This is a genomic window from Streptomyces sp. NPDC104814, from assembly GCF_055583185.1.
Genome location: NZ_JBVJOL010000017.1, coordinates 88,918 through 110,265, shown reverse-complemented (window position 1 = coordinate 110,265; position 21,348 = coordinate 88,918). Strand labels below are relative to the sequence as shown.

At 72.8% G+C, this 21,348-nt stretch carries 14 protein-coding genes and 1 pseudogene; 3 read left to right on the top strand and 12 right to left on the bottom strand.

All coding sequences use genetic code 11. From position 1 onward, the window contains the following. Positions 1–26: 26 nt before the first annotated feature. The 3 genes from ACZ64A_RS35800 to rpsO all read right to left on the bottom strand — a co-directional run bounded on the left by ACZ64A_RS35800 (position 27) and on the right by rpsO (position 4,235). Positions 27–1,406, bottom strand: a complete 1,380-nt coding sequence (locus tag ACZ64A_RS35800) for a M16 family metallopeptidase (protein WP_469816111.1) — start codon at positions 1,404–1,406, stop codon at positions 27–29. Then, complete coding sequence (locus tag ACZ64A_RS35795) at positions 1,403–3,622, bottom strand: polyribonucleotide nucleotidyltransferase (RefSeq protein WP_469816110.1); 2,220 nt, start codon at positions 3,620–3,622, stop codon at positions 1,403–1,405. The genes ACZ64A_RS35800 and ACZ64A_RS35795 overlap by 4 nt, the downstream gene beginning before the upstream one ends. A gap of 325 nt (positions 3,623–3,947) precedes the next feature. After that, positions 3,948–4,235: a 30S ribosomal protein S15 gene (rpsO, locus tag ACZ64A_RS35790; protein WP_067301615.1), complete on the bottom strand. Its 288-nt coding sequence runs from the start codon at positions 4,233–4,235 to the stop codon at positions 3,948–3,950. Between the two features lie 269 nt (positions 4,236–4,504). On the opposite strand from rpsO, the gene ACZ64A_RS35785 reads away from it, so the two are divergent. The 3 genes and pseudogenes from ACZ64A_RS35785 (at position 4,505) to ACZ64A_RS35775 (ending at position 8,937) form a co-directional block, all read left to right on the top strand. Then, positions 4,505–4,798: a DUF397 domain-containing protein gene (locus tag ACZ64A_RS35785; RefSeq protein ID WP_469816109.1), complete on the top strand. Its 294-nt coding sequence runs from the start codon at positions 4,505–4,507 to the stop codon at positions 4,796–4,798. Between the two features lie 371 nt (positions 4,799–5,169). After that, positions 5,170–5,298, top strand: a pseudogene (locus ACZ64A_RS35780) (SCO5717 family growth-regulating ATPase); the annotation flags it as partial. A gap of 330 nt (positions 5,299–5,628) precedes the next feature. Next, positions 5,629–8,937 (top strand): MinD/ParA family ATP-binding protein, encoded by a 3,309-nt coding sequence (locus tag ACZ64A_RS35775; RefSeq protein ID WP_469816121.1) that lies wholly within the window; start codon positions 5,629–5,631, stop codon positions 8,935–8,937. A gap of 97 nt (positions 8,938–9,034) precedes the next feature. Here ACZ64A_RS35775 and ACZ64A_RS35770 read toward each other — a convergent pair whose 3' ends face one another. From ACZ64A_RS35770 to rimP, 9 genes are all read right to left on the bottom strand, one after another. Continuing rightward, complete coding sequence (locus ACZ64A_RS35770) at positions 9,035–9,991, bottom strand: bifunctional riboflavin kinase/FAD synthetase (protein ID WP_469816108.1); 957 nt, start codon at positions 9,989–9,991, stop codon at positions 9,035–9,037. Positions 9,992–10,127: 136 nt separating this feature from the next. Next, a complete protein-coding gene (locus ACZ64A_RS35765; RefSeq protein WP_469816107.1) occupies positions 10,128–13,703 on the bottom strand; it encodes a trypsin-like peptidase domain-containing protein in 3,576 nt (1,191 codons plus the stop codon). A gap of 243 nt (positions 13,704–13,946) precedes the next feature. Further along, positions 13,947–14,852, bottom strand: coding sequence for a tRNA pseudouridine(55) synthase TruB (gene truB, locus ACZ64A_RS35760; RefSeq protein ID WP_469816106.1), 906 nt, complete (start codon positions 14,850–14,852; stop codon positions 13,947–13,949). Further along, entirely contained in the window at positions 14,849–15,304 is a 456-nt protein-coding gene (rbfA, locus tag ACZ64A_RS35755; RefSeq protein WP_361638705.1) for a 30S ribosome-binding factor RbfA, read from the bottom strand. Before rbfA ends, truB begins: the two co-directional genes overlap by 4 nt. Positions 15,305–15,346: 42 nt before the next feature. Continuing rightward, complete coding sequence (locus ACZ64A_RS35750; RefSeq protein ID WP_469816105.1) at positions 15,347–15,643, bottom strand: DUF503 domain-containing protein; 297 nt, start codon at positions 15,641–15,643, stop codon at positions 15,347–15,349. A gap of 194 nt (positions 15,644–15,837) precedes the next feature. Next, on the bottom strand, positions 15,838–18,903 hold the full coding sequence (gene infB / locus ACZ64A_RS35745; protein ID WP_469816104.1) for a translation initiation factor IF-2: 3,066 nt from the start codon (positions 18,901–18,903) through the stop codon (positions 15,838–15,840). Positions 18,904–19,051: 148 nt separating this feature from the next. Next, positions 19,052–19,348 carry a YlxR family protein gene (locus ACZ64A_RS35740; RefSeq protein WP_469816103.1) on the bottom strand — a complete coding sequence of 99 codons (297 nt, stop codon included), beginning with the start codon at positions 19,346–19,348 and terminating at the stop codon, positions 19,052–19,054. A 102-nt stretch (positions 19,349–19,450) separates the two neighbouring features. Continuing rightward, the gene (gene nusA, locus ACZ64A_RS35735; protein WP_469816102.1) at positions 19,451–20,461 is read right to left on the bottom strand and encodes a transcription termination factor NusA; all 1,011 of its coding nucleotides are present in this window, start codon (positions 20,459–20,461) and stop codon (positions 19,451–19,453) included. Positions 20,462–20,463: 2 nt separating this feature from the next. Next, positions 20,464–20,967, bottom strand: coding sequence for a ribosome maturation factor RimP (gene rimP, locus ACZ64A_RS35730; RefSeq protein WP_469816101.1), 504 nt, complete (start codon positions 20,965–20,967; stop codon positions 20,464–20,466). Positions 20,968–21,348 lie beyond the last annotated feature (381 nt).

The following is a 21,348-nucleotide window of genomic DNA, read 5'->3' as shown; positions in this document are numbered from 1 at the left end:
TTAACGGAGGTGCTAACGGAGGTGACTCATGCGACCGCGTCGTGCAGCCGCGCGGCCTGCTTGTCCTTCAGCGGGCCGATGACCGACAGCGACGGACGCCGGCCCAGGATGTCGCGGGCGACGGAACGGACCTCGTCCGGGGTCACCGCCGCGATCCGGGTCAGCATGTCGTCGACGGACATCTGCTCGCCCCAGCACAGCTCACTCTTGCCGATGCGGTTCATGAGCGCACCCGTGTCCTCCAGACCGAGCACGGTGGAGCCGCGCAGCTGGCCGATGGCCCGCTCGATCTCGTCGTCGGACAGACCGTGTTCGGCGACGTGGTCCAGCTCGTCGCGGCAGATCCGCAGCACGTCGTGGACCTGCGAGGGCCGGCAGCCGGCGTACACGCCGAACAGCCCGCAGTCGGCGAAGCCCGAGGTGTAGGAGTACACGCTGTAGGCCAGGCCGCGCTTCTCGCGGACCTCCTGGAAGAGGCGGGAGGACATGCCGCCGCCGAGGGCGGTGTTGAGCACGCCGAGCGCCCAGCGGCGGTCGTCGGTGCGGGCCAGGCCCGGCATGCCGAGGACGACGTGCGCCTGCTCGGTCTTGCGGTTCAGCAGGTCGACCTTGCCGGCGGCGCGGATGCTGCGGCTGCCCTGGCGCGGGCCGATCGGCTGGGCGTCGTCGCTCTTGAAGGCGCCGGCCTTCTCGAACGCGGCGCGGACCTGCCGTACGACCTTGTTGTGGTCGATGTTGCCGGCGCAGGCGACGACCAGGTGGGTCGGGTCGTAGTGCTTCTTGTAGAAGCGGCGGATGCGGTCGGCGGTGAGGGCGTTGACCGTGTCGACCGTGCCGAGGACGGGGCGGCCGAGGGGGTTGTCGCCGAACATCGTGTGCGCGAACAGGTCGTGCACACAGTCGCCCGGGTCGTCCTCGGTCATCGCGATCTCTTCGAGGATCGCGCCGCGCTCGACGTCGACGTCCTCCTCGAGGATCAGGGAGCCGGTCAGCATGTCGCAGACCACGTCGATGGCGAGCGGCAGGTCGGTGTCGAGCACACGCGCGTAGTAGCACGTGTACTCCTTGGCCGTGAACGCGTTCATCTCGCCGCCGACGGCGTCGAGGGCGGAGGAGATGTCCAGCGCCGACCTGCGGCTCGTGCCCTTGAAGAGCAGGTGCTCCAGGTAGTGCGTGGCGCCGTTCAGGGCCGGGGTCTCGTCGCGGGAGCCGACGTGCGCCCAGATGCCGAAGGTGGCGGAGCGGACCGACGGCAGGGTCTCGGTGACGATGCGCAGACCGCCGGGGAGGGTGGTCCTGCGGACCGTGCCGATGCCGTTCTCGCCCTTGATGAGGGTTTGGGTACGGGCGACGGCCCGCGCCTCCGAGGAGGTGCGGGCCGTCGCCTTGAAGCCACGGGACGTCACTGGTCGGCGTCGTCCTTCGCGTTCTCGTCGCCGTCCTCGCCCTCGATCACCGGAACGAGGGAGAGCTTGCCGCGGGAGTCGATCTCGGCGATCTCGACCTGGACCTTCTGGCCCACACCGAGGACGTCCTCGACGTTCTCCACGCGCTTGCCGCCGGCCAGCTTGCGGATCTGCGAGATGTGCAGCAGACCGTCCTTGCCGGGCATCAGGGAGACGAACGCACCGAAGGTGGTCGTCTTCACGACCGTACCCAGGTAGCGCTCGCCGACCTCGGGCATCGTCGGGTTGGCGATGCCGTTGATCGTGGCGCGGGCGGCCTCCGCCGAGGGACCGTCGGCGGCACCGATGTAGATGGTGCCGTCGTCCTCGATGGTGATCTCGGCGCCCGTGTCCTCCTGGATCTGGTTGATCATCTTGCCCTTGGGGCCGATGACCTCACCGATCTTGTCCACGGGGATCTTCACCGTGATGATCCGCGGGGCGTTCGGGGACATCTCGTCCGGCGTGTCGATCGCTTCCATCATCACGTCGAGGATGTGGAGGCGGGCGTCGCGGGCCTGCTTGAGGGCCGCGGCCAGGACGGAGGCCGGGATGCCGTCCAGCTTGGTGTCGAGCTGGAGGGCGGTCACGAACTCCTTGGTGCCGGCGACCTTGAAGTCCATGTCGCCGAAGGCGTCCTCGGCACCGAGGATGTCGGTGAGGGTGACGTAGTGCGTCTCGCCGTCGATCTCCTGGGAGATCAGACCCATGGCGATACCGGCGACGGGGGCCTTCAGCGGCACACCGGCGTTCAGCAGCGACATGGTGGAGGCGCAGACCGAGCCCATGGACGTCGAGCCGTTGGAGCTCAGCGCCTCGGAGACCTGGCGGATCGCGTAGGGGAACTCCTCGCGCGCCGGCAGCACCGGCACGAGGGCGCGCTCGGCGAGGGCGCCGTGGCCGATCTCGCGGCGCTTCGGGGAGCCGACGCGGCCGGTCTCGCCGGTGGAGTACGGCGGGAAGTTGTAGTTGTGCATGTACCGCTTGCGGGTCACCGGGGAGAGGGTGTCCAGCTGCTGCTCCATGCGGAGCATGTTGAGGGTGGTGACGCCCAGGATCTGGGTCTCGCCACGCTCGAACACCGCGGAACCGTGCACGCGCGGGATGGCCTCGACCTCGGCGGCGAGGGTACGGATGTCCGTCACCCCACGGCCGTCGATGCGCTTCTTCTCCTTGATCACGCGCTCGCGGACCAGCTGCTTGGTCAGCGCGCGGTACGCGGCGGAGATCTCCTTCTCGCGGCCCTCGAACTCCGGCAGGAGCTTCTCGGCGGCGAGGCCCTTGACGCGGTCCAGCTCGGACTCGCGCTCCTGCTTGCCGGCGATGGTGAGCGCCTGGGCCAGCTCGGGCTTGACCGCGGCGGTGAGCGCCTCGAGCACGTCGTCCTGGTAGTCCAGGAAGATCGGGAACTCGCCGACCGGCTTGGCGGCCTTGGACGCCAGGTCCGACTGCGCCTTGCAGAGCACCTTGATGAACGGCTTCGCAGCCTCCAGACCGGCGGCGACGACCTCCTCGGTGGGCGCCTCGGCGCCGCCCTCGACCAGCTTGATGGTCTTCTCGGTGGCCTCGGCCTCGACCATCATGATCGCGACGTCGCCGTCCTCCAGGACGCGGCCCGCGACGACCATGTCGAAGACGGCGTCCTCGAGCTCGGTGTGCGTCGGGAAGGCCACCCACTGGCCGCCGATCAGCGCGACGCGGACGCCGCCGATCGGGCCGGAGAAGGGCAGGCCGGCCAGCTGCGTCGACGCGGACGCGGCGTTGATCGCCACGACGTCGTACAGGTGGTCGGGGTTGAGCGCCATGATCGTGCACACGACCTGGATCTCGTTGCGCAGGCCCTTCTTGAAGGACGGGCGCAGCGGGCGGTCGATGAGGCGACAGGTGAGGATCGCGTCCTCGGAGGGCCGGCCCTCACGGCGGAAGAAGCTGCCGGGAATCTTGCCGGCGGCGTACATCCGCTCCTCGACGTCCACCGTCAGGGGGAAGAAGTCGAGCTGGTCCTTGGGGTTCTTGGAGGCGGTGGTGGCCGACAGCACCATGGTGTCGTCGTCCAGGTACGCCACGGCGGAGCCGGCGGCCTGCTTGGCCAGGCGGCCCGTCTCGAAGCGGATGGTGCGGGTGCCGAAGGCGCCGTTGTCGATGACGGCCTCGGCGTAGTGGGTCTCGTTCTCCACTAGTGATTTCTCCTCGTCCTCGTCCCTCCTCGCCCGTGTGGCGGGGGGACGGTGGCGGAGAAGCGCTCCGTGCGGTGCGGGCCGGTCTTCGATCGAAGCACCCGGGATTCGCTGTCCCGGGGGCCACTACCGAGGACCGGCGGCGGCGTGGTGCGCTTCTCCTCTTCGTCTTGCGTGATCAGCCCCTACCCTCCGTGGGCGGGCCTATCACGCGGTGTCGTACGTATTGCGTTGTGCTACCACACTACAAAGGGGCAGTGACAGTGCGCACGTACAGCAAAGGGAGCGGCCCCCTTTCCCAGGGAACCGCTCCCTTCACGGCGTCTTACTTGGCGCCCGCCGCACCACGGCGGATGCCGAGGCGGTCGACCAGCGTACGGAAGCGCTGGATGTCCTTCTTGGCGAGGTACTGCAGCAGGCGACGGCGCTGACCGACCAGGATCAGCAGACCACGACGGGAGTGGTGGTCGTGCTTGTGGGTCTTGAGGTGCTCGGTCAGGTCCGAGATCCGGCGCGAGAGCATGGCGACCTGGACCTCGGGGGAGCCGGTGTCGCCCTCCTTCTGGCCGAACTCGGTGATGATCTGCTTCTTCGTAGCGGCGTCGAGCGACACGCGTACTCCTCGATACTGTGATTGCCACCGAGTGCCCCCGGTCTGCATCTCGGGGGACCTTCCACGACTCGGGAGGCGGGGATCCGCTGAGCGCGACCACCAGGGCCCGCGAGGGCTTCCGGGGGTGCGTACACATACGGCCGTCACTCAGGGTACCAGGCACAGGCAGGGGCCTTCCGCCAGGTCCCGGAACCGCCCGGACGGGGGACGCGCGGCCACTAGGGTGAGGCCACTGATCGTTCCTACCTCTAAGAAGGGGCCGGTGGGGCATGGCCGAGTCGGCAGAAGAGATCAAGGCGCGCAAGGAGCGGGAGCGGGACGAACTGTACGCACTCGACATCTCCGGCGCCGAGTGGCACAGCGCGCCGGGCACCGAGGGGCACGAGGAGCGCGTCGAGATCGCCTACCTTCCGGGCGGAGCCGTGGCCATGCGCTCCTCCCTGGACCCGGACACCGTGCTGCGTTACACGGAGGCGGAGTGGCGCGCCTTCGTGCTCGGTGCGCGCGACGGTGAGTTCGATCTGGAGCCGGCACGGGAGGGCGGGGCGGCGGACGCCGGGTGACGGTGGACCGACGCGGGGCGGCACAGGTAGGTGCCGCCCCCTTTTTTTGTGCCGCGGTCCTCCCGAGGCGTCACATGCCCACCGTGGTGCACAGGTTGACCGATTTGCGACCAAAACGCCTTCCTGTACGACCGTTTCGCGGCCGTGTGGGGCGTCCGGGACCGACGCCTGGCGGCGGACGGGTCTGACGATGTGGGGTACCTGGTGATTAGGCTGGGACCGGCGCGACGTCAGAACCCGTGGAACCGGCGTCTGCGTCACAGGGGGAGGGCCGCTGATCGGACGACCTCGTTGTATTTCGGACCACTTGAACGACAAGAAATGGTCGCCCCGGCACGGCTCGAGGGTGCTCGACCACACCAGGAGGAACTGTGAGCAGCGATCGGGACGGGAACCGCGGGGGCTGGGCCACGCCCGGCGACGACCAGCCCGACGCGGAGTCCGCCATCGAGACGACGGGCGAGTTCACCATCGACTACGCGCCGCCTGCCTGGTACACGCAGAACGCGTCCGGGGGGTCAGGGGCCGGGGGCTCGGGGGCGGGGGCCGGTGCGTCCGGTTCCGGTGCGTCCGGGGCGCCGGGGACGCCGGGGGCGTCGGGAAGCGGTACGGCCTCGGGGCCGGCGGCCGTTCCCAACGTTCCGCTGCCCGGGCTGACGCCGCCGCCGCACGCCGCCGGTGGGTCCGGGGCGTCCTTCACTCCGCCTCCGCCGGCGCCGGCTCCTTACACGCCGCCCGCGCCCGTTCCGGCTCCGGCTCCGGCTCCGGCTCCGGCTCCGGGGGCCGCGTACACGCCGCCTCCGCCGCCGCCCCACGGCAGCCCGGTGGCCGTGCCCAAGCTTCCGGTGGGGAGCGGGTTCGAGCCGCAGCGGCCTCAGACCGCGCCGGAACCGGAGCAGGCACAGCCGGAGACGCCGGCCGCCGCTCCGGCGCCGTCCGCCGATCCCGCGTCGCCCAGCGCCGTGCCGAACATTCCCGTTCCGGGGTTCCAGGCGCAGTGGGGGGCCTCGGCGGCTCCTGCGGCCGGTTCGGTGGAGACGGGTGGTTCGGCCGACGCGTCTTCGGCCTCGGCCGACACGCCTTCCGTCTCTGGTGGTGACGCCGGTGCCGAGTTCGGCAACGGGGACATCCAGAGCGGTGCCACCATGCGCTTCTCGGCGGTCGCCCTGAAGCGGCAGATCGCCGAACACGCCGCTACCGTCCAGGCCGACGCCGACACCGACGCCGAGCACAAGGGCACGGGAGAGGACAAGAGCGCGGCAGAGGACAAGGCCGAGGTTGCGTCCGAGGGCAAGGACGAGATCGAGGCCGAGGACAAGGCCGCAGTCGAGCCTGACTTCGCGCCCGACGAACGGTCCGACGGAGAGGAGCGCGGCGAGGGTCGCGACGACGCCTCGGACGAGAGCGCCGAAGCGGTTGACGAGAGCGCCGGCGCGGCAGCCGATGAGGACGGCCGCGCGGATGCCGAGGCCGAGGAGACCGAGCCGTCCGTCGCCGACGGAACGCGGGACGACACCGACACGGTCGTCGGCGAGACGTCCCCCGAATCCGCTGAGTCCGCTGAGTCCGTCGACGAGGCCGCTGCGGACGCCGACGCGGTCGCTTCCGGCAATTCCGGTGAGTCCGACGACTCCCCCGCCGATACTCCCGCGCAGGACGCGCAGGACGCGCAGGCCGAGTCCGCCGACGCGGCGCCCTCCGCCGAGGAGCCCGCCGACGCCGTACCGGCCGCCGACGTGGCGGGCGAGCCGCGGGAAGCGGTTCCCGCCGCGGCCCCGGAGCCGCAGGATGCGCCGCCTGCCGAGTGGACCCCTGCGTCGCCTCCGCAGGCCGGTGTTCCTCCGCTGCCGCCGTCGTATCAGCCCGCCGCGCCCGCCCCGGCGGCTCAGTGGCCCGCGCAGCCCCAGCCGCAGCCCGCTCCCGGCGGCTGGAACACCCCCGCCGCGCCGCAGCCCGGCCAGCCGTACCCGCCCGCCGGTTACGGCTTCCCGCCGCCCCTGCCGAACGCGCAGCCCGCCGCCGCGCCGCAGGCCAACGTGCCCGAGCAGCCCGCCGGTTACGGCTTCCCGCAGCCCACGGCGGCCCCCGCGCCCACTCCCCCGCAAGCGCCCGCCGGCTACGGCTTCCCCCAGCCCGGCATGCCCGCTCCCCATGCGCAGCCTGCCCCGCCGGCACCGGATGCGCAGCCCGTCAACCCCGCGCAGCCGGGCGGCGGTTACGGCCTCCCGCAGAGCGAGGCACCCGCCTCCGCGCCGAACCCGCCCGCCGGGTACGGCTTCCCGCACCCCGGTGCGCAGCCGGAGCAGTCCGCTGCTCCCAACTCGCCTGCCCAGAGCGGCGGTTACGGCTTCCCCCAGCCGCCCGCTCACCCGGACCAGCCCGGTCACCCCGGTCACCCCGGTCACCCCGGTCACCCCGGCCAGGCGTACCCCGGCACGCCGGACGCCCCTGCTGCCCAGGTCCCGCAGGCGCCCCAAGCTGCCCAGGCCCCGCAGGTCCCGGAGGCCCCCCAGCCTCCGGTCGATCCGCGGCTCGGGGCTGCCTGGCCGCAGCCCATGCAGCATGACCAGCGGCAGCCCACGCATCCCGGTGCGCCGCTCGGGTACACCGCCGCCGTGGAGTTGTCCTCCGACCGGCTGCTCAACTCCAAGAAGCAGAAGGCGAAGAGCACCCGTCCGGTCGGCGGCGGTTCGCGGTTCAAGCTGGGCGGCAAGAAGGAGGAGGCCGAGCGGCAGCGCAAGCTCGACCTGATCCGCACGCCGGTGCTGTCCTGCTACCGGATCGCGGTCATCAGCCTCAAGGGCGGCGTGGGCAAGACGACCACGACCACCGCGCTGGGTTCCACCCTCGCCACCGAGCGGCAGGACAAGATCCTCGCCATCGACGCCAACCCGGACGCGGGCACCCTCGGGCGCCGGGTGCGCCGGGAGACCGGGGCCACCATCCGTGACCTCGTCCAGGCGATCCCGTACCTCAACTCCTACATGGACATCCGGCGGTTCACCTCGCAGGCGCCGTCCGGTCTGGAGATCATCGCCAACGACGTGGACCCGGCCGTGTCGACCACGTTCAACGACGAGGACTACCGGCGCGCCATCGACGTGCTCGGCAAGCAGTACCCGATCATCCTCACCGACTCCGGCACCGGCCTGCTCTACAGCGCGATGCGCGGCGTGCTCGACCTCGCCGACCAGCTGATCATCATCTCGACGCCGTCCGTGGACGGCGCGAGCAGCGCCAGTACGACGCTGGACTGGCTGTCCGCGCACGGGTACGCGGAGCTGGTCTCCCGGTCCATCACGGTCATCTCCGGGGTCCGCGAGACCGGCAAGATGATCAAGGTCGAGGACATCGTGGCGCACTTCGAGACCCGCTGCCGCGGGGTGATCGTGGTGCCGTTCGACGAGCATCTGTCCGCCGGCGCCGAGGTCGACCTCGACATGATGCGGCCAAAGGTGCGGGAGGCGTACTTCAACCTCGCGGCGATGGTCGCCGAGGACTTCGTCCGGCACCAGCAGTCGCACGGCCTGTGGACCAGCGACGGCAACCCGCCGCCGGTGGCCGCCCCGCCGTTCCCGGGCCAGGCGGGCCCGGGCCAGCCGTACCCCGGACAGCAGGTCCCCGGCCAGCCGTACCCGGGCCAGCCGGCTCCCGACCAGCCGTACCCCGGTCAGCAGATCCCCGGCCAGCAGGCTCCGGGTCAGCCGTATCCCGGACAGCCGGCTCCGGACCACCCCTACCCCGGGCCGCCGCCGGTCGCGGGCCGGCCCTTCCCCGGGCAGCCGATGCCGGGGCAGCCCGCGCCGGGCCAGCCGATCCCCGGTCAGCCGGGCCAGCCCGGTCAGCCGTACCCCCAGGCCGCCCCGCAGCCGGGCCAGCAGCCGTACCCCCAGGCCGCCCAGCCGGCACAGCCGTACCCGGGCCAGCCCTACCCCCAGCCCGGACAGCCCGGCGTGCCCGCCCAGGCGCCCGACCCACAGGCGGCCCAGCCGGGGCAGCCGGGTCAGCCCGGTCAGCCGGAACAGGCCGCGCAGCAGCCCGGCTATCCGCCCGCCGGCTACGGCTACCCGCAGCCCCAGCCCGGACAGCCCGGACAGCCGGGGTACCCCGGGCAGCCCCCGGCCCCGCCCCAGCAGTAGTCGCGGCAGGCGGCCGGCGGGCGGCCGTAGTCGCAGGCCATGAGAAAGGGCGGCCGGTGCCCATGAGGCACCGGCCGCCCTTCGGCGTCGTCGGGGGTCAGCGCGGCGGCTGCGACCCCGCCACCAGCTCACGGCAGCGCTTCACGTCCTGCGCCATCTGCTCCAGCAGCGCGTCGAGCGTGTCGAACTTCGCCTGACCGCGCACGAAGGCCAGGAAGTCCACGGCCACGTGCAGGCCGTACAGGTCGAGCCCGACGCGGTCGATGGCGTACGCCTCCACCGTGCGCTCGGTCCCGTCGAACTGCGGGTTGGTGCCCACGGAGATCGCGGCCGGCATCACCTCGCCGTTCGCGTGGAGCCAGCCGGCGTAGACGCCGTCGGCCGGGATCGCGGTGTGCGGGAGGGTCTCGACGTTGGCCGTGGGGAAGCCGAGTTCGCGGCCGCGCTGGGCGCCGCGCACGACCACGCCCTCCACGCGGTGCGGGCGGCCGAGGATCTCGGCGGCACCCGTCATGTCGCCCTCGGCGACCAGGCGGCGGGTCAGCGTGGAGGAGAACGGCTGTCCGCCGGCCACCTCGCCGGACAGGTACAGGTCGACGACCTCGACCTCGAAGTCGTACACCTTGCCCTGTTCGGCGAGGAACTCCACGTTGCCCGCGGCCTTGTGGCCGAAGCGGAAGTTGGGGCCCTCGACGACCGCCTTGGCATGCAGCTTGTCGACGAGCACCTTCACGACGAAGTCGGCCGGCGACAGCTTCGAGAACTCGGCGGTGAACGGCAGGATCAGCACCGCGTCCACGCCCAGCCCGGCCATCAGCTCGCAGCGGCGGTGGTGCGGGGCGAGCAGCGGCGGGTGGCTGCCGGGGCGGACGACCTCGCTGGGGTGCGGGTCGAAGGTGACGACGACGGCGGGGACGCCGAGCTCGCGAGCGCGGTCCACGGCGTGCTGGATGATCAGCTGATGGCCCCGGTGCACCCCGTCGTAGGAGCCGATGGTGACGACGCTGCGCCCCCAGTCCTGGGGGATGTCCTCCAAGCCACGCCAGCGCTGCACTGTGACCGCTCCTCGAACCCGTGTCCGTGTCTACGTCCTTACGCAGGTCTAAGGGTGCCATGCCGCGCCCGCCCTGCCTGCATCGGCATCATCGCTGTGACCGGCTGCACGCCGCCGGGCCTGCCGGAGGGCCGGTTCACGCGGGGACCCGGACGCCGGCCAGTTGCTCGATCGTGCGCCGGGCGCCGGGGCCGACGAGGGCGGCCCAGTCGGCCGGGGCGGCGGTGAGCCAGCCGGTCAGACGGGTGGCGAAGCCGGTGACGTGGCGGGCCAGGTCGACCAGGGCCCGGTCGTAGCGGGCGGCGCCCTCGGGGGTGCGGACGAGGAGCAGGCCGACGCGCTGGACCAGGGCACGCTGTTCGTCGCCGGTGATCGTGGGGACGGCCGCGCGCAGCAGGGTGTCGAGCACGGCCGGGTCGCTCTCGTGGGCCAGCAGGATGTCGCGCAGGTCGCGGCGGAGCGCGGCGGAGACCGGGGCGCCGGGGTCGGCGAGGACGGTGGCGAGGGCCGTGCGCACCCGGTCGGGGCCGTCCCTGAGCAGCCCGGTGAGCAGCGGGAACAGCACGGGACGGGCGTCGCCGCCCTGGGCCAGGCGGCGGGAGGCGTAACCGGCCAGGCACTCCGCCAATGCCTCGGGCCGCCGCCGCACCGCGTCCCGCAGGACGTCGGCGACACGGCAGGCCAGGGAGGGCGGCGCGGCGTCCGCGAGCGCGGCGAGGATCCGTCCCGCGTCGTGCGGCGCGGCCGTGAGCAGCCGGGCGCGGAAGGCTTCCAGGACCTCGTCGGGATGGGTGGGCAGGGCGGCGGCCAGGGCGGCGGGCGGCAGCTGCCGGTCGCCGTCGGTGAAGTGGCGCACGGCGTGGGGCAGGTGGCGGGCGCGGCTGTGCGGGTCGCGGACGAGGAGGGCGAGGGCACAGACGTGCAGGGCGGTGTCGGTGAGCAGGGCGACGGCGGCGTAGCGCAGCAGCGCGCGGTCGGCGTCGGTGCGTACGTGCGGGACGGCCCGCAGTCCGTAGGTCACGGCCGCTGCCCGGCGTGCGGGCCGGTCGTCGTGCGCCCAGCGGTCGACGGCCCGGCACAGCGCGGACGGCTCCTCCTCGGCGAGCGCGCCGAGCAATTCCTCGGCGCGCGGGTGGGCCGCGTCCACCAGGGCCTCGGTGAGGTCGTCCAGCGCGCGGTGCCGGTGGGTGTGCAGCAGCGCCTGCGCGGCGGACGCGACGGTGGCGTGCGGGGTCGCGGGCAGCGACCGCCCGTCGTCGAACCACCGCACCAGATGCCGCTGTACGGCGGTGGGGTCGGCGGCGAGCAACTGCGCGGCCGTGTCCAGGAACCGCGGTGCCGCGCCGTCGTGCGGGGCGGGGTCGGCGAGGACGAGCCGGCGCAGCAGGTCGAGCAGGTCGGGCGGGTCCAGCGCGAGGGACGTCCAGAAGGCCGGCCCGAACCACGTCGGCGCGAGCCGTCGCTCGGCGATGCGGTCGGCGATGCCCCGCAGCACGGCGAGGTGCCGGGTGCTGTCCGGCACACGCGGCAGGGTTTCGGCGAGCAGGTGGGCGGCCCACCAGGACTCCGGGTCGGCGTCGAGGGTGCCGAGCAGCCCGGCCAGGCGCGCCGCGAGGGCGTGCGGGCCCTGCTGGCGCTCCAGCAGGAGCAGGGCCTGCACGACGGGGCCGATGCGGTGGCGCGGCACGGGCAGGGGGTGGGCGTCGGTGCGGTGCACGAGGGCGCGCAGGGCCGTGTCGAGGTCGAGGTGGATGCCGTGGAGGTAGTCGGCGAGTTCCTCGTGGGCGAAGCGGTAGCCGTCGCCGGCCGGGACGAGGAGGCCCTCGGTGAGCACGGCGGAGGCCCAGCCGGTGCCGCCGCCGAGGGCGGCCGGGGCCGGTCCCCAGGGGAAGACGGCCTCGAAGGAGGGCCGGTCCAGCTCGCCCTGGCCGGGCCCCAGGCTGCGCCGGGCCGCCTCGTGGACCTGCCCCGCGACCTTCGCGGCGAGCCGTCGCACCCCCGTGCCGCGCAGCCCGCGCCCGGCGGCGAGCCGGACGGCGATGCGCAGGCACATCAGGTCCAGATGAGCGGCCAGCACGTCGTGCCGGTCGACACGCACGGCGGGCGACGGCTCCGAGGGCCCCCCGCCCGGGGCGACGGACGCCGCGGGCGGCGAGCCGGTGCGCGCGCAGCCGGACGCCCAGGCCGGGGAGCCCCTCCCCGCGGCGCCGGACGCCGGGGCCGCACGGCCTTCGCCGGTGCCGGGAGACGAAGAGGGGGACGGAGACGGGGAGGGCGAAGGCGGCGGTGCCGTCAGAGCCGTGCGGACCTCGGCCAGCAGGCGCAGGGTGAGGGGGTGACGGGCGTCGGCGTCGGCGAGGAGGCCGTCGGAGATGCCGTGGCGGGCGCGGGCGAGCCTGGCCTCCTCGTCGGTCAGGTCGCCGAGGCGGACGCAGGGCGGCAGCCCAGGCGCGGGGCGTCCGTGGAGCAGCCGGGGCGGGAAGCACGCCCCGGCCTCCTCCCAGTACTCCGCCCGGCAGGCCACCACCAGCCGGGCGCCCGTCCGCTCCAGCCACTCCGCCGTGCCGGCGGTCCACTCCCCCAGCCGGTGTGCGAGGACGGGCGGCATCTCCTCGGGGCCGTCCAGCAGCAGGAGCAGCGGGCGCCCGGCGTCCCGGGCGAGGCGGGCCACCCGCTCGGGACCGGGTTCGCCCGGACCCTGTGCGGCGCGCGAGGCGGCGACGATGCGCGCCGCCCGGGCGAGGGCACGGCCGGCCGCGTCGGCCACGCAGGTGTCGTCGGCGGCTAGATCGGCGCCCCGCAGCCACAGGGTGGGCGCGGGGTCGGGGCCGCGGTGCCGTCGCTCGGCGAGGACCGCCAGCTCCGTCGTACGGCCGCTGCCGGGGGCTCCGACGAGGGCGAGGACGGCGGCCGGGCCGGCCGTGAAGGCGGCGAACTCCCCTGCCGGACCGGCGCGTTCGACGGGAGGCGGCGCGAAGGGGCGGGGGCCGTCGGAGCCGGCCGAGGTGGCGGTGAGTTCGAGGACGCCGGCGAGGTTCAGGTCGGCTCCGTAGGCGGGGACGGTGGCCGCGTTGCGGGCGAGGAGCTCGGCGAGCGGGCCGGCCGGGGCGGGCCGCAGGGGTACGGCGAACCCGCAGTCCCGGTGGCCGGCGCGCAGCGCGGTGCCGACGACGCCGATCACGGCGCCGGTGCCGGTGTCGAGCACCGGGGCGCCGGCGGCGCCGCCGCCCAGTCGGAGGGCGTCCTGCCCGGAGGTGCCGATCGCCAGTTCCAGGGCGTCGTCGAGGACGTGGAAGCGGTCGGTGGCGGTGTAGGTGACGCTCGTCGCGCCGAGGAGGCGGGCCTCGCGCCAGCACCCGGCCGGGAGCCGGACGTAGGTACCGGTCTCGACGCGGTCCCGGACGGTGAGGGGGAGCGGATCGGTGCCGAGGCCGTCGGTGCGCACGAGGGCGAGGCCCTGCTCGGGCAGCGGGGTGACCGCGTCGGCGGTGACGACGCAGCTGCGGTCGTCCGCGCCGTACAGCGCGAGGCGGGCGAGACCGTCGACGGCCTCGTGGCTGGTGACGACGGTGCCGTGGTGGTCGGCGGCGAAACCGAGGCCGCGGGGGCGTCCGGCCAGGTCGCGGATGCGGACGAGGGCCGCGTCGGGGCCGGTCGCAGGTGGAGTGTCGCTCGTGTGCCGGGAACGGTCCCGCGGGCCCCGTCCCGCCATGGTCGTACCTCCCGCCTGTGCCCCTTGCCTCGACGGTAGGCGCGGGGTGATCGGCGGGACAGACGGCGTGATGAACGCGCCCCCCTGCACTCCCCCGGTTCACTCCGAGCGCCTGCCCGGACGGGTGATTGGACCGGGGGCGCTGGATACACCCTAGGGGTGGGGGAACCGAGGGGGGACCGTGGAGCGGCGGCAGCGAGCACCCCGTGACCGCCGCTCCACGGGCAGGACGTTCAGCCTCGGTCAGGCGAACACGGCGAGGCTCTTGGCCTTGCCCTTGTGCGACTCGACCAGGCCGAGCAACCGGTTCTCCGGTCCGAATACGGCGACGGTACCGGCGTCCGTGTACTCGTCCGGCATCTCCAGCCGGACGCCGTTGGCGAGCAGCCGGGCGCGCCTCGCGTCCACGTCCCAGCGGCGGAACGCGGCGGCCGCGGCGTCGGCGATCGGCATCACGGTCAGCTCCTGCTGGAGCTCGTCCAGGGTCTTGGCCGCGTCCAGCTTGTAGGGGCCGACCCGGGTGCGGCGCAGGGCGGTGAGGTGGCCGCCGACGCCGAGGTCGGCGCCGAGGTCGCGGGCCAGGGCGCGGATGTAGGTGCCGGAGGAGCAGACCACGGAGACGACCAGGTCGAGCACCGGGGTGCCGTCCTCGGCGACGGCCTCGCGGACGTCGTACACCGCGAAGGAGGAGACGGTCACCGGGCGGGCCGGGATGTCGAACTCCTCGCCCTCGCGGGCCCGCTTGTAGGAGCGCACGCCGTTGATCTTGATGGCGCTGACCTTGGACGGCACCTGCATGATCTCGCCGGTCAGCTTGGCGACGCCGGCGTCGACGGCGTCCCGGGTGACGTGGGAGGCGTCGGTGGAGGCGGTCAGCTCCCCCTCGGCGTCGTCCGTGATCGTGGTCTGCCCGAGGCGGATGGTGCCCAGGTACTCCTTCTCGGTCAGCGCGAGGTGGCCGAGGAGCTTGGTGGCCTTCTCGACGCCGAGGACGAGCACACCGGTCGCCATCGGGTCGAGGGTGCCGGCGTGGCCGACGCGGCGGGTCCTGGCGATCCCGCGCATCTTGGCGACCACGTCGTGCGAAGTGAAACCCGACGGCTTGTCGACGATGACGAGGCCGTCGGGCGGGGTGGGCTTGCTGGTCATTCGGCGGCGTCGTCCGTCTCGTCGTCGTCCTCGCCCGGCTTGCGGTACGGGTCCGCCTCACCGGCGTAGGTGGCGCCCGCGGAGACCTCGCGCACCTTCTCGTCGGACTGGCGGGCCCGGTCGAGCAGGTCCTCGATGTTCCGGGCGGTGTCCGGAAGGGCGTCGGCCACGAAGGTCAGGGTGGGCGTGAACTTCACCCCGGCGGCCGCGCCGACGGCCGAGCGCAGGACGCCCTTGGCGCTCTCCAGGCCGGCTGCCGCCGCCTTGCGCTCCTCGTCGTCGCCGTACACCGTGTAGAAGACGGTCGCCTCCCGCAGGTCGCCCGTGACCCGGGTGTCCGTGATGGTGACGTGCGAGCCGAGCCGCGGGTCCTTGATCCCGCGCTGCAGCTTCTGGGCCACCACCTCTCGGATGAGGTCCGCCAGCCTTTTCGCCCGCGCGTTGTCGGCCACTGGTCCGTCTCCCGTTCTTTCTCTGCTTGCGTTTCGTGTTGGTCAGTCGTCGTCTTCGCCGTGGAACCGCCGCCGCACGGACAGCAGCTCCACCTCGGGGCGGCCGGCGACCAGCCGTTCACACCGGTCGAGTACGTCGGTGAGGTGCCCCGCGTCACCGGAGACCGCGGCGAGGCCGATGATCGCCCGCCGGTGGAGATCGATGTGGTCCACCTCGGCCGCACTCACGGCGTACTTGCGCTGGAGTTCGGCGACGATCGGGCGGACGACGGAGCGCTTCTCCTTGAGCGAATGGACGTCGCCGAGGAGGAGGTCGAAGGACAGCGTCCCCACGTACATGTGTGTAACCGGTTCACCCGCCGGTACGGGATCGATGGCCCCGCGGCCGTGCGGCCGGGGACATCAAGAACCGTACAACGACACGGCCCGCACGATCGACGGATATTGCGCTCCGTGGACCGTGGGAAGGGGCCGCAAACGGCGCACCGGCCGACGGGACACTCGGTCCCGCCGGCCGGCACGCACCGTGGGCGTTACACCCGCGGCTTCTCGCGCATCTCGTACGTCGCGATGACGTCGTCGACCTTGATGTCGTTGAAGTTTCCGAGGTTGATACCACCCTCGTAGCCTTCGCGGATCTCGGTGACGTCGTCCTTGAAGCGACGCAGACCCTCGATGTTGAGGTTCTCCGCGACCACCTTGCCGTCGCGGATGAGGCGGGCCTTGGTGTTGCGCTTGACCTCGCCGGAGCGGATGAGAACACCCGCGATGTTGCCCAGCTTGGACGACTTGAAGACCTCGCGGATCTCCGCCGTACCGAGCTCGACCTCTTCGTACTCCGGCTTGAGCATGCCCTTGAGGGCCGCCTCGATCTCCTCGATCGCCTGGTAGATGACCGAGTAGTACCGGACGTCCACACCCTCGCGCTCGGCCATCTGCGCCGCGCGGCCTGCCGCACGGACGTTGAAGCCGATCACGATGGCGTCGGAGCCCATCGCCAGGTCGATGTCGGACTCCGTGACCGCACCGACGCCGCGGTGCAGGACGCGGATGTCGACCTCTTCGCCGACGTCCAGCTGGAGCAGGGAGGACTCGAGGGCCTCGACGGAACCAGAGGCGTCACCCTTGATGATCAGGTTCAGCTGCTGGACCTCGCCGGCCTTGAGCACCTTGTCCAGGTCCTCGAGCGAGACACGGCGCGTGCGCTTGGCGAAGGCCGCGTTGCGCTCGCGGGCGGCGCGCTTCTCCGCGATCTGGCGGGCCGTACGGTCCTCCTCGACCACGAGGAAGTTGTCACCCGCACCCGGGACGTTGGTCAGGCCCAGGACCTGGACCGGCGTCGACGGGCCGGCCTCGGCGACGTTGTTGCCGTTGTCGTCGAGCATGGCGCGCACGCGGCCGTAGGCGTCGCCCACCACCATCGTGTCGCCGACCCGCAGGGTGCCTCGCTGGACGAGGACCGTCGCCACGGCACCGCGGCCGCGGTCGAGGCGGGACTCGATCGAGATGCCCTGCGCGTCCTGGTTCGGGTTGGCCCGCAGGTCGAGCGAGGCGTCGGCGGTGAGGACGACGGCCTCGAGGAGGCTGTCGATGTGCAGACCCTGCTTGGCGGAGATGTCGACGAACATCGTGTCGCCGCCGTACTCCTCGGCCACCAGGCCGTACTCGGTCAGCTGACCGCGCACCTTGGTCGGGTCGGCACCCTCGACGTCGATCTTGTTGACCGCGACCACGATCGGCACGTCGGCCGCCTTGGCGTGGTTGAGCGCCTCGACCGTCTGCGGCATGACGCCGTCGTTGGCCGCGACGACCAGGATCGCGATGTCGGTCGACTTCGCACCACGGGCACGCATGGCGGTGAACGCCTCGTGACCCGGGGTGTCGATGAAGGTGATCTTGCGCTCTTCGTCGTTGACCTCGGTCGAGACCTGGTAGGCACCGATGTGCTGGGTGATGCCGCCGGCCTCGCCCGCGATGACGTTCGTCTTGCGGATGGCGTCGAGCAGTCGGGTCTTGCCGTGGTCGACGTGACCCATGACGGTGACGACCGGCGGACGGACCACCAGGTCCTCGTCGTCGCCCTCGTCCTCGCCGAACTCGATGTCGAAGGACTCGAGCAGCTCGCGGTCCTCCTCCTCGGGGCTGACGATCTGAACCTGGTAGTTCATCTCGCCCGCGAGGAGCTGCAGCGTCTCGTCGGAGACGGACTGCGTGGCCGTGACCATCTCGCCGAGGTTCATCATGACCGCGACGAGCGACGCCGGGTTGGCGTTGATCTTCTCCGCGAAGTCGGTGAGCGACGCGCCGCGGGAGAGACGGATGGTCTCGCCGTTGCCGCGCGGCAGCATCACGCCGCCGACGCTCGGGGCCTGCATGGCCTCGTACTCCTGGCGCCTCTGCCGCTTCGACTTGCGACCGCGACGCGCGGGACCACCGGGACGGCCGAAGGCGCCCTGCGTGCCACCACGGCCACCGGGACCGCCGGGACGGCCGCCGAAGCCGGGACGGCCACCGCCGCCACCGGGACCGCCGGGACGACCGGCGAAGCCGCCGCCGCCACCGCCGCCACCGGGACGGCCGGCGAAGCCGCCGCCACCGCCACCGCCGGGACGACCGGCGAAGCCGCCGCCACCGGGACGACCGCCACCGCCGGGCCGGCCGGCACCGGCCGGGCCTCGGCCACCGCCGGGACCGCCGCCGGGACGCGGGCCGGCAGCGGGACGCTGCGGCATCATGCCGGGGTTGGGACGCGGGCCGCCGGGACGCGGACCGCCGGGGCCTGCGCCCTGCGGGCGAGGCATGCCGCCCGGGGTCGGACGGGCGCCGCCCGGAGCCTGCGGACGAGGACCGCCGCCCTGGCCGCCGGGGGCCTGCGGACGGGGACCGCCGCCGGGAGCACCGGGACCGCCGGGACGCGGAGCACCCTGCGGGCGGGGAGCCTGCGGGCGCGCCATGCCGGCGTTGCCGCCGGAGGTGAAGGGGTTGTTGCCCGGGCGGGGACCGGCCGGACGGGCGCCCGGACGCGGAGCGCCGGCGCCGGGACGCGCGCCGCCCTGAGCGGCGGCGGGACGCTGGCCCTGCTGGCCCTGACCGGGAGCACCGGGACGGGCGCCGCCGGGCTTGGGGGCACCGGGACGCGCACCGGGGCGCGGGCCCTGGGCGGCCGGAGCCTGCGGAGCGGCGGGGGCGGCCGGCGGAGCGGTGAACTCCGGGGCGGCCGGGGCCGGACGCGGCGCGGGCTTCGGGCCGGGCACGGGACGCGGGCCCTGGGCCGGCGCGGGCGCCGACGGGGCCGCGGGCTGCTGCGCCGCGGGCTTGGGGGCGGCGGCCGGCTTGGGAGCAGCCGGTGCAGCGGGACGTGCCGCCTGCGCCGGGGAGGGCGCGGCGGGCTTGGGGGCGGCCTTCTTGGGAGCGGCGGGCTTGCCGGACTTGCCGGAGCCACCTCCCTGGAAGGCGTCGGTCAGCTTGCGTACGACAGGCGCTTCGATCGTCGAAGACGCCGAACGGACGAATTCACCGAGTTCCTGGAGCTTGGCCATGACGACCTTGCTCTCGACACCGAACTCCTTGGCGAGTTCGTAGACCCGGACCTTAGCCACTTCGCTCCTTTGAGGTCCGGGTGATGCCGGACCGTCGCTAGTTCATGGGCGTACTCATCGCGTACTCATCGAGTGCTCATCGCAATCTCGACCTGCTTTCGACTCGCGAGGTACCTACACCGCACGGGGTGCCGTGCGGCACGTCTTCTTACCGTGTTGCCTGCTCGGCAACTGTTGCCTGCTCGACGTACTGACGCAACGCCTTTGTGTCGAGCGCTCCCGGGGCGCGCAGTGCCCGCGTGAACGCCCGGCGGCGTACCGCCTGATCGAGACAGACCAGGGCGGGGTGCACGTAAGCACCCCGGCCGGGCAGCGTACCGCGTGGATCAGGAACACACTCGTCCTTGATCGCCACGATGCGCACCAGCTCCGTCTTGGCCGCTCGTTCCCGGCACCCCACACAGGTGCGTTCAGGGCATGCTCGGTCCCGTGTCCGGCCAGACACCCTTAAGTCTACCTCCCCGTACGCACCTCACCCCTTTGGGGCAGGGTTCGAACAGTTACCCGACGTCAACCTGTCGTGATCTCAGCGGCCGACGGCCGGTATTTATTCCCCGGCGTGCTGCTCGTCCGGCTGAGCGGTCTGCTCGGTGTCCGGCCGGATGTCGATCCGCCAGCCGGTGAGCCGGGCCGCGAGCCGGGCGTTCTGGCCTTCCTTGCCGATCGCCAGCGAGAGCTGGTAGTCGGGGACGGTCACCCGGGCGGAGCGGGTCGACATGTCGACGATCTCGACCTTCGACACCCGTGCGGGTGACAGCGCGTTCGCCACCATCTCGGCCGGGTCGTCCGACCAGTCGACGATGTCGATCTTCTCGCCGTTCAGCTCGCCCATGACATTGCGCACCCGGCCGCCCATCGGGCCGATGCAGGCGCCCTTGGCGTTCAGGCCCGAGCGGGTGGAGCGGACGGCGATCTTGGTGCGGTGGCCGGCCTCACGGGCGATCGCGGCGATCTCGACCGATCCGTCGGCGATCTCCGGGACCTCCAGCGCGAACAGCTTCTTCACCAGGTTGGGGTGGGTGCGCGAGAGCGTGACGGACGGACCGCGCACACCCTTCGCCACCCGTACGACGTACGACCGCAGGCGCATGCCGTGCGGGTAGGTCTCACCGGGGACCTGCTCCTGCACGGGCAGGATGGCCTCCAGCTTGCCGATGTCGACCAGCACGTTCTTCGGGTCGCGGCCCTGCTGGACCACGCCGGTGACGATGTCGCCCTCGCGGCCGGCGTACTCGCCGAGCGTGGCGTCGTCCTCCGCGTCCCGAAGGCGCTGCAGGATCACCTGCTTGGCGGTGGTCGCGGCGATCCGGCCGAAGCCGGAGGGGGTGTCGTCGAACTCGCGGGGCTCCTGCCCCTCCTCGAGGTCGTCCGGGTCCTCCTTCGCCCACACGGTCACATGCCCGGTCTCCCGGTTGAGCTCCACGCGCGCGTGTCGGCGGCTTCCCTCGGTGCGGTGGTAGGCGATGAGGAGGGCCGATTCGATCGCCTCGACCAGCAGGTCGAAGGAGATCTCCTTCTCCCGGACCAAGCCCCGCAGGGCACTCATGTCGATGTCCACGGCTACGCCTCCTCTGCGTTCTCGTTCTTGTCCTTGCGGCTGAATTCCACCTGCACGCGGGCCTTCTCGATCTCCGGGAAGGCGATGCGGCGGGTGGTGGCCTTGCGTCCCTTGACCCCGGGCACCTCGAGGTCGAGTCCTTCGTCGTCGACCTGAAGGATCCGCGCGACCAGCTCTCCGTCCTCGGCCAGCTGGAACTTCACCAGCCGGCCGGTGGCACGCACGTAGTGCCGGTGCTCGGTGAGGAGGCGTTCCGCGCCCGGGGTGCCGACCTCGAGGGTGTACTCCCCCTCGCCCATCGCGTCGGTCTCGTCGAGCTTCGCCGAGAGCGCACGGCTCACATCGGCGATCTGGTCCAGGTCGGCTCCGGTGTCGGAGTCCACGACGACGCGCAGCACACGCTTCCGTCCGACGGAGTCCACGGCGATCTCTTCGAGATCCAGGCCCTCGGAAGTGACGAGCGGTTCCAGCAGTTCCCGCAGCCTCTCGTGGTGGGTGGTGCTCATCCGGGTGACTCCTCGGCCGCGTGTGCTGTTGTGGGATGGGTCGCGTGTCAGGTCAAAGGGTATCCGGTCCCGGGCGGTGATGCCGTCCACCTGTGCACGGACGGTGCCGGTGCGTGGCTGGCGGGACGGGGCGGGGGCCGAGGGGTGGTCGGTGTTGCCGGGGGCCGAGGGTGGTCGGTGGAGGGGCGGGGGGCCGGCGGACGGTGGGGGCGGGTGGCGAGGGACGGCGGGGGCGGAGAGTGGGGGCGGGGCGGGGCGGTGCGTGGGCGTCCGAAGGCAGTGGGGGGTGCTGATGGGTGGTCGGTGGTGCCGATGGGTGGTGGTGGAGGAGGGCGCGGGTACGGTGATCACGGGCCGTGTGCCCGCCGGTCCCGCTCGTAC

Excerpts from the sequence above, each read along its gene's own strand:
- ACZ64A_RS35785 (WP_469816109.1), top strand. The coding sequence starts at position 4,505 with ATGGCCGAGTCGGCAGAAGAGATCAAGGCGCGCAAGGAGCGGGAGCGG.
- ACZ64A_RS35765 (WP_469816107.1), bottom strand. The coding sequence starts at position 13,703 with ATGGCGGGACGGGGCCCGCGGGACCGTTCCCGGCACACGAGCGACACT.
- truB (WP_469816106.1), bottom strand. The coding sequence starts at position 14,852 with ATGACCAGCAAGCCCACCCCGCCCGACGGCCTCGTCATCGTCGACAAG.
- ACZ64A_RS35750 (WP_469816105.1), bottom strand. The coding sequence starts at position 15,643 with ATGTACGTGGGGACGCTGTCCTTCGACCTCCTCCTCGGCGACGTCCAT.
- rimP (WP_469816101.1), bottom strand. The coding sequence starts at position 20,967 with ATGAGCACCACCCACCACGAGAGGCTGCGGGAACTGCTGGAACCGCTC.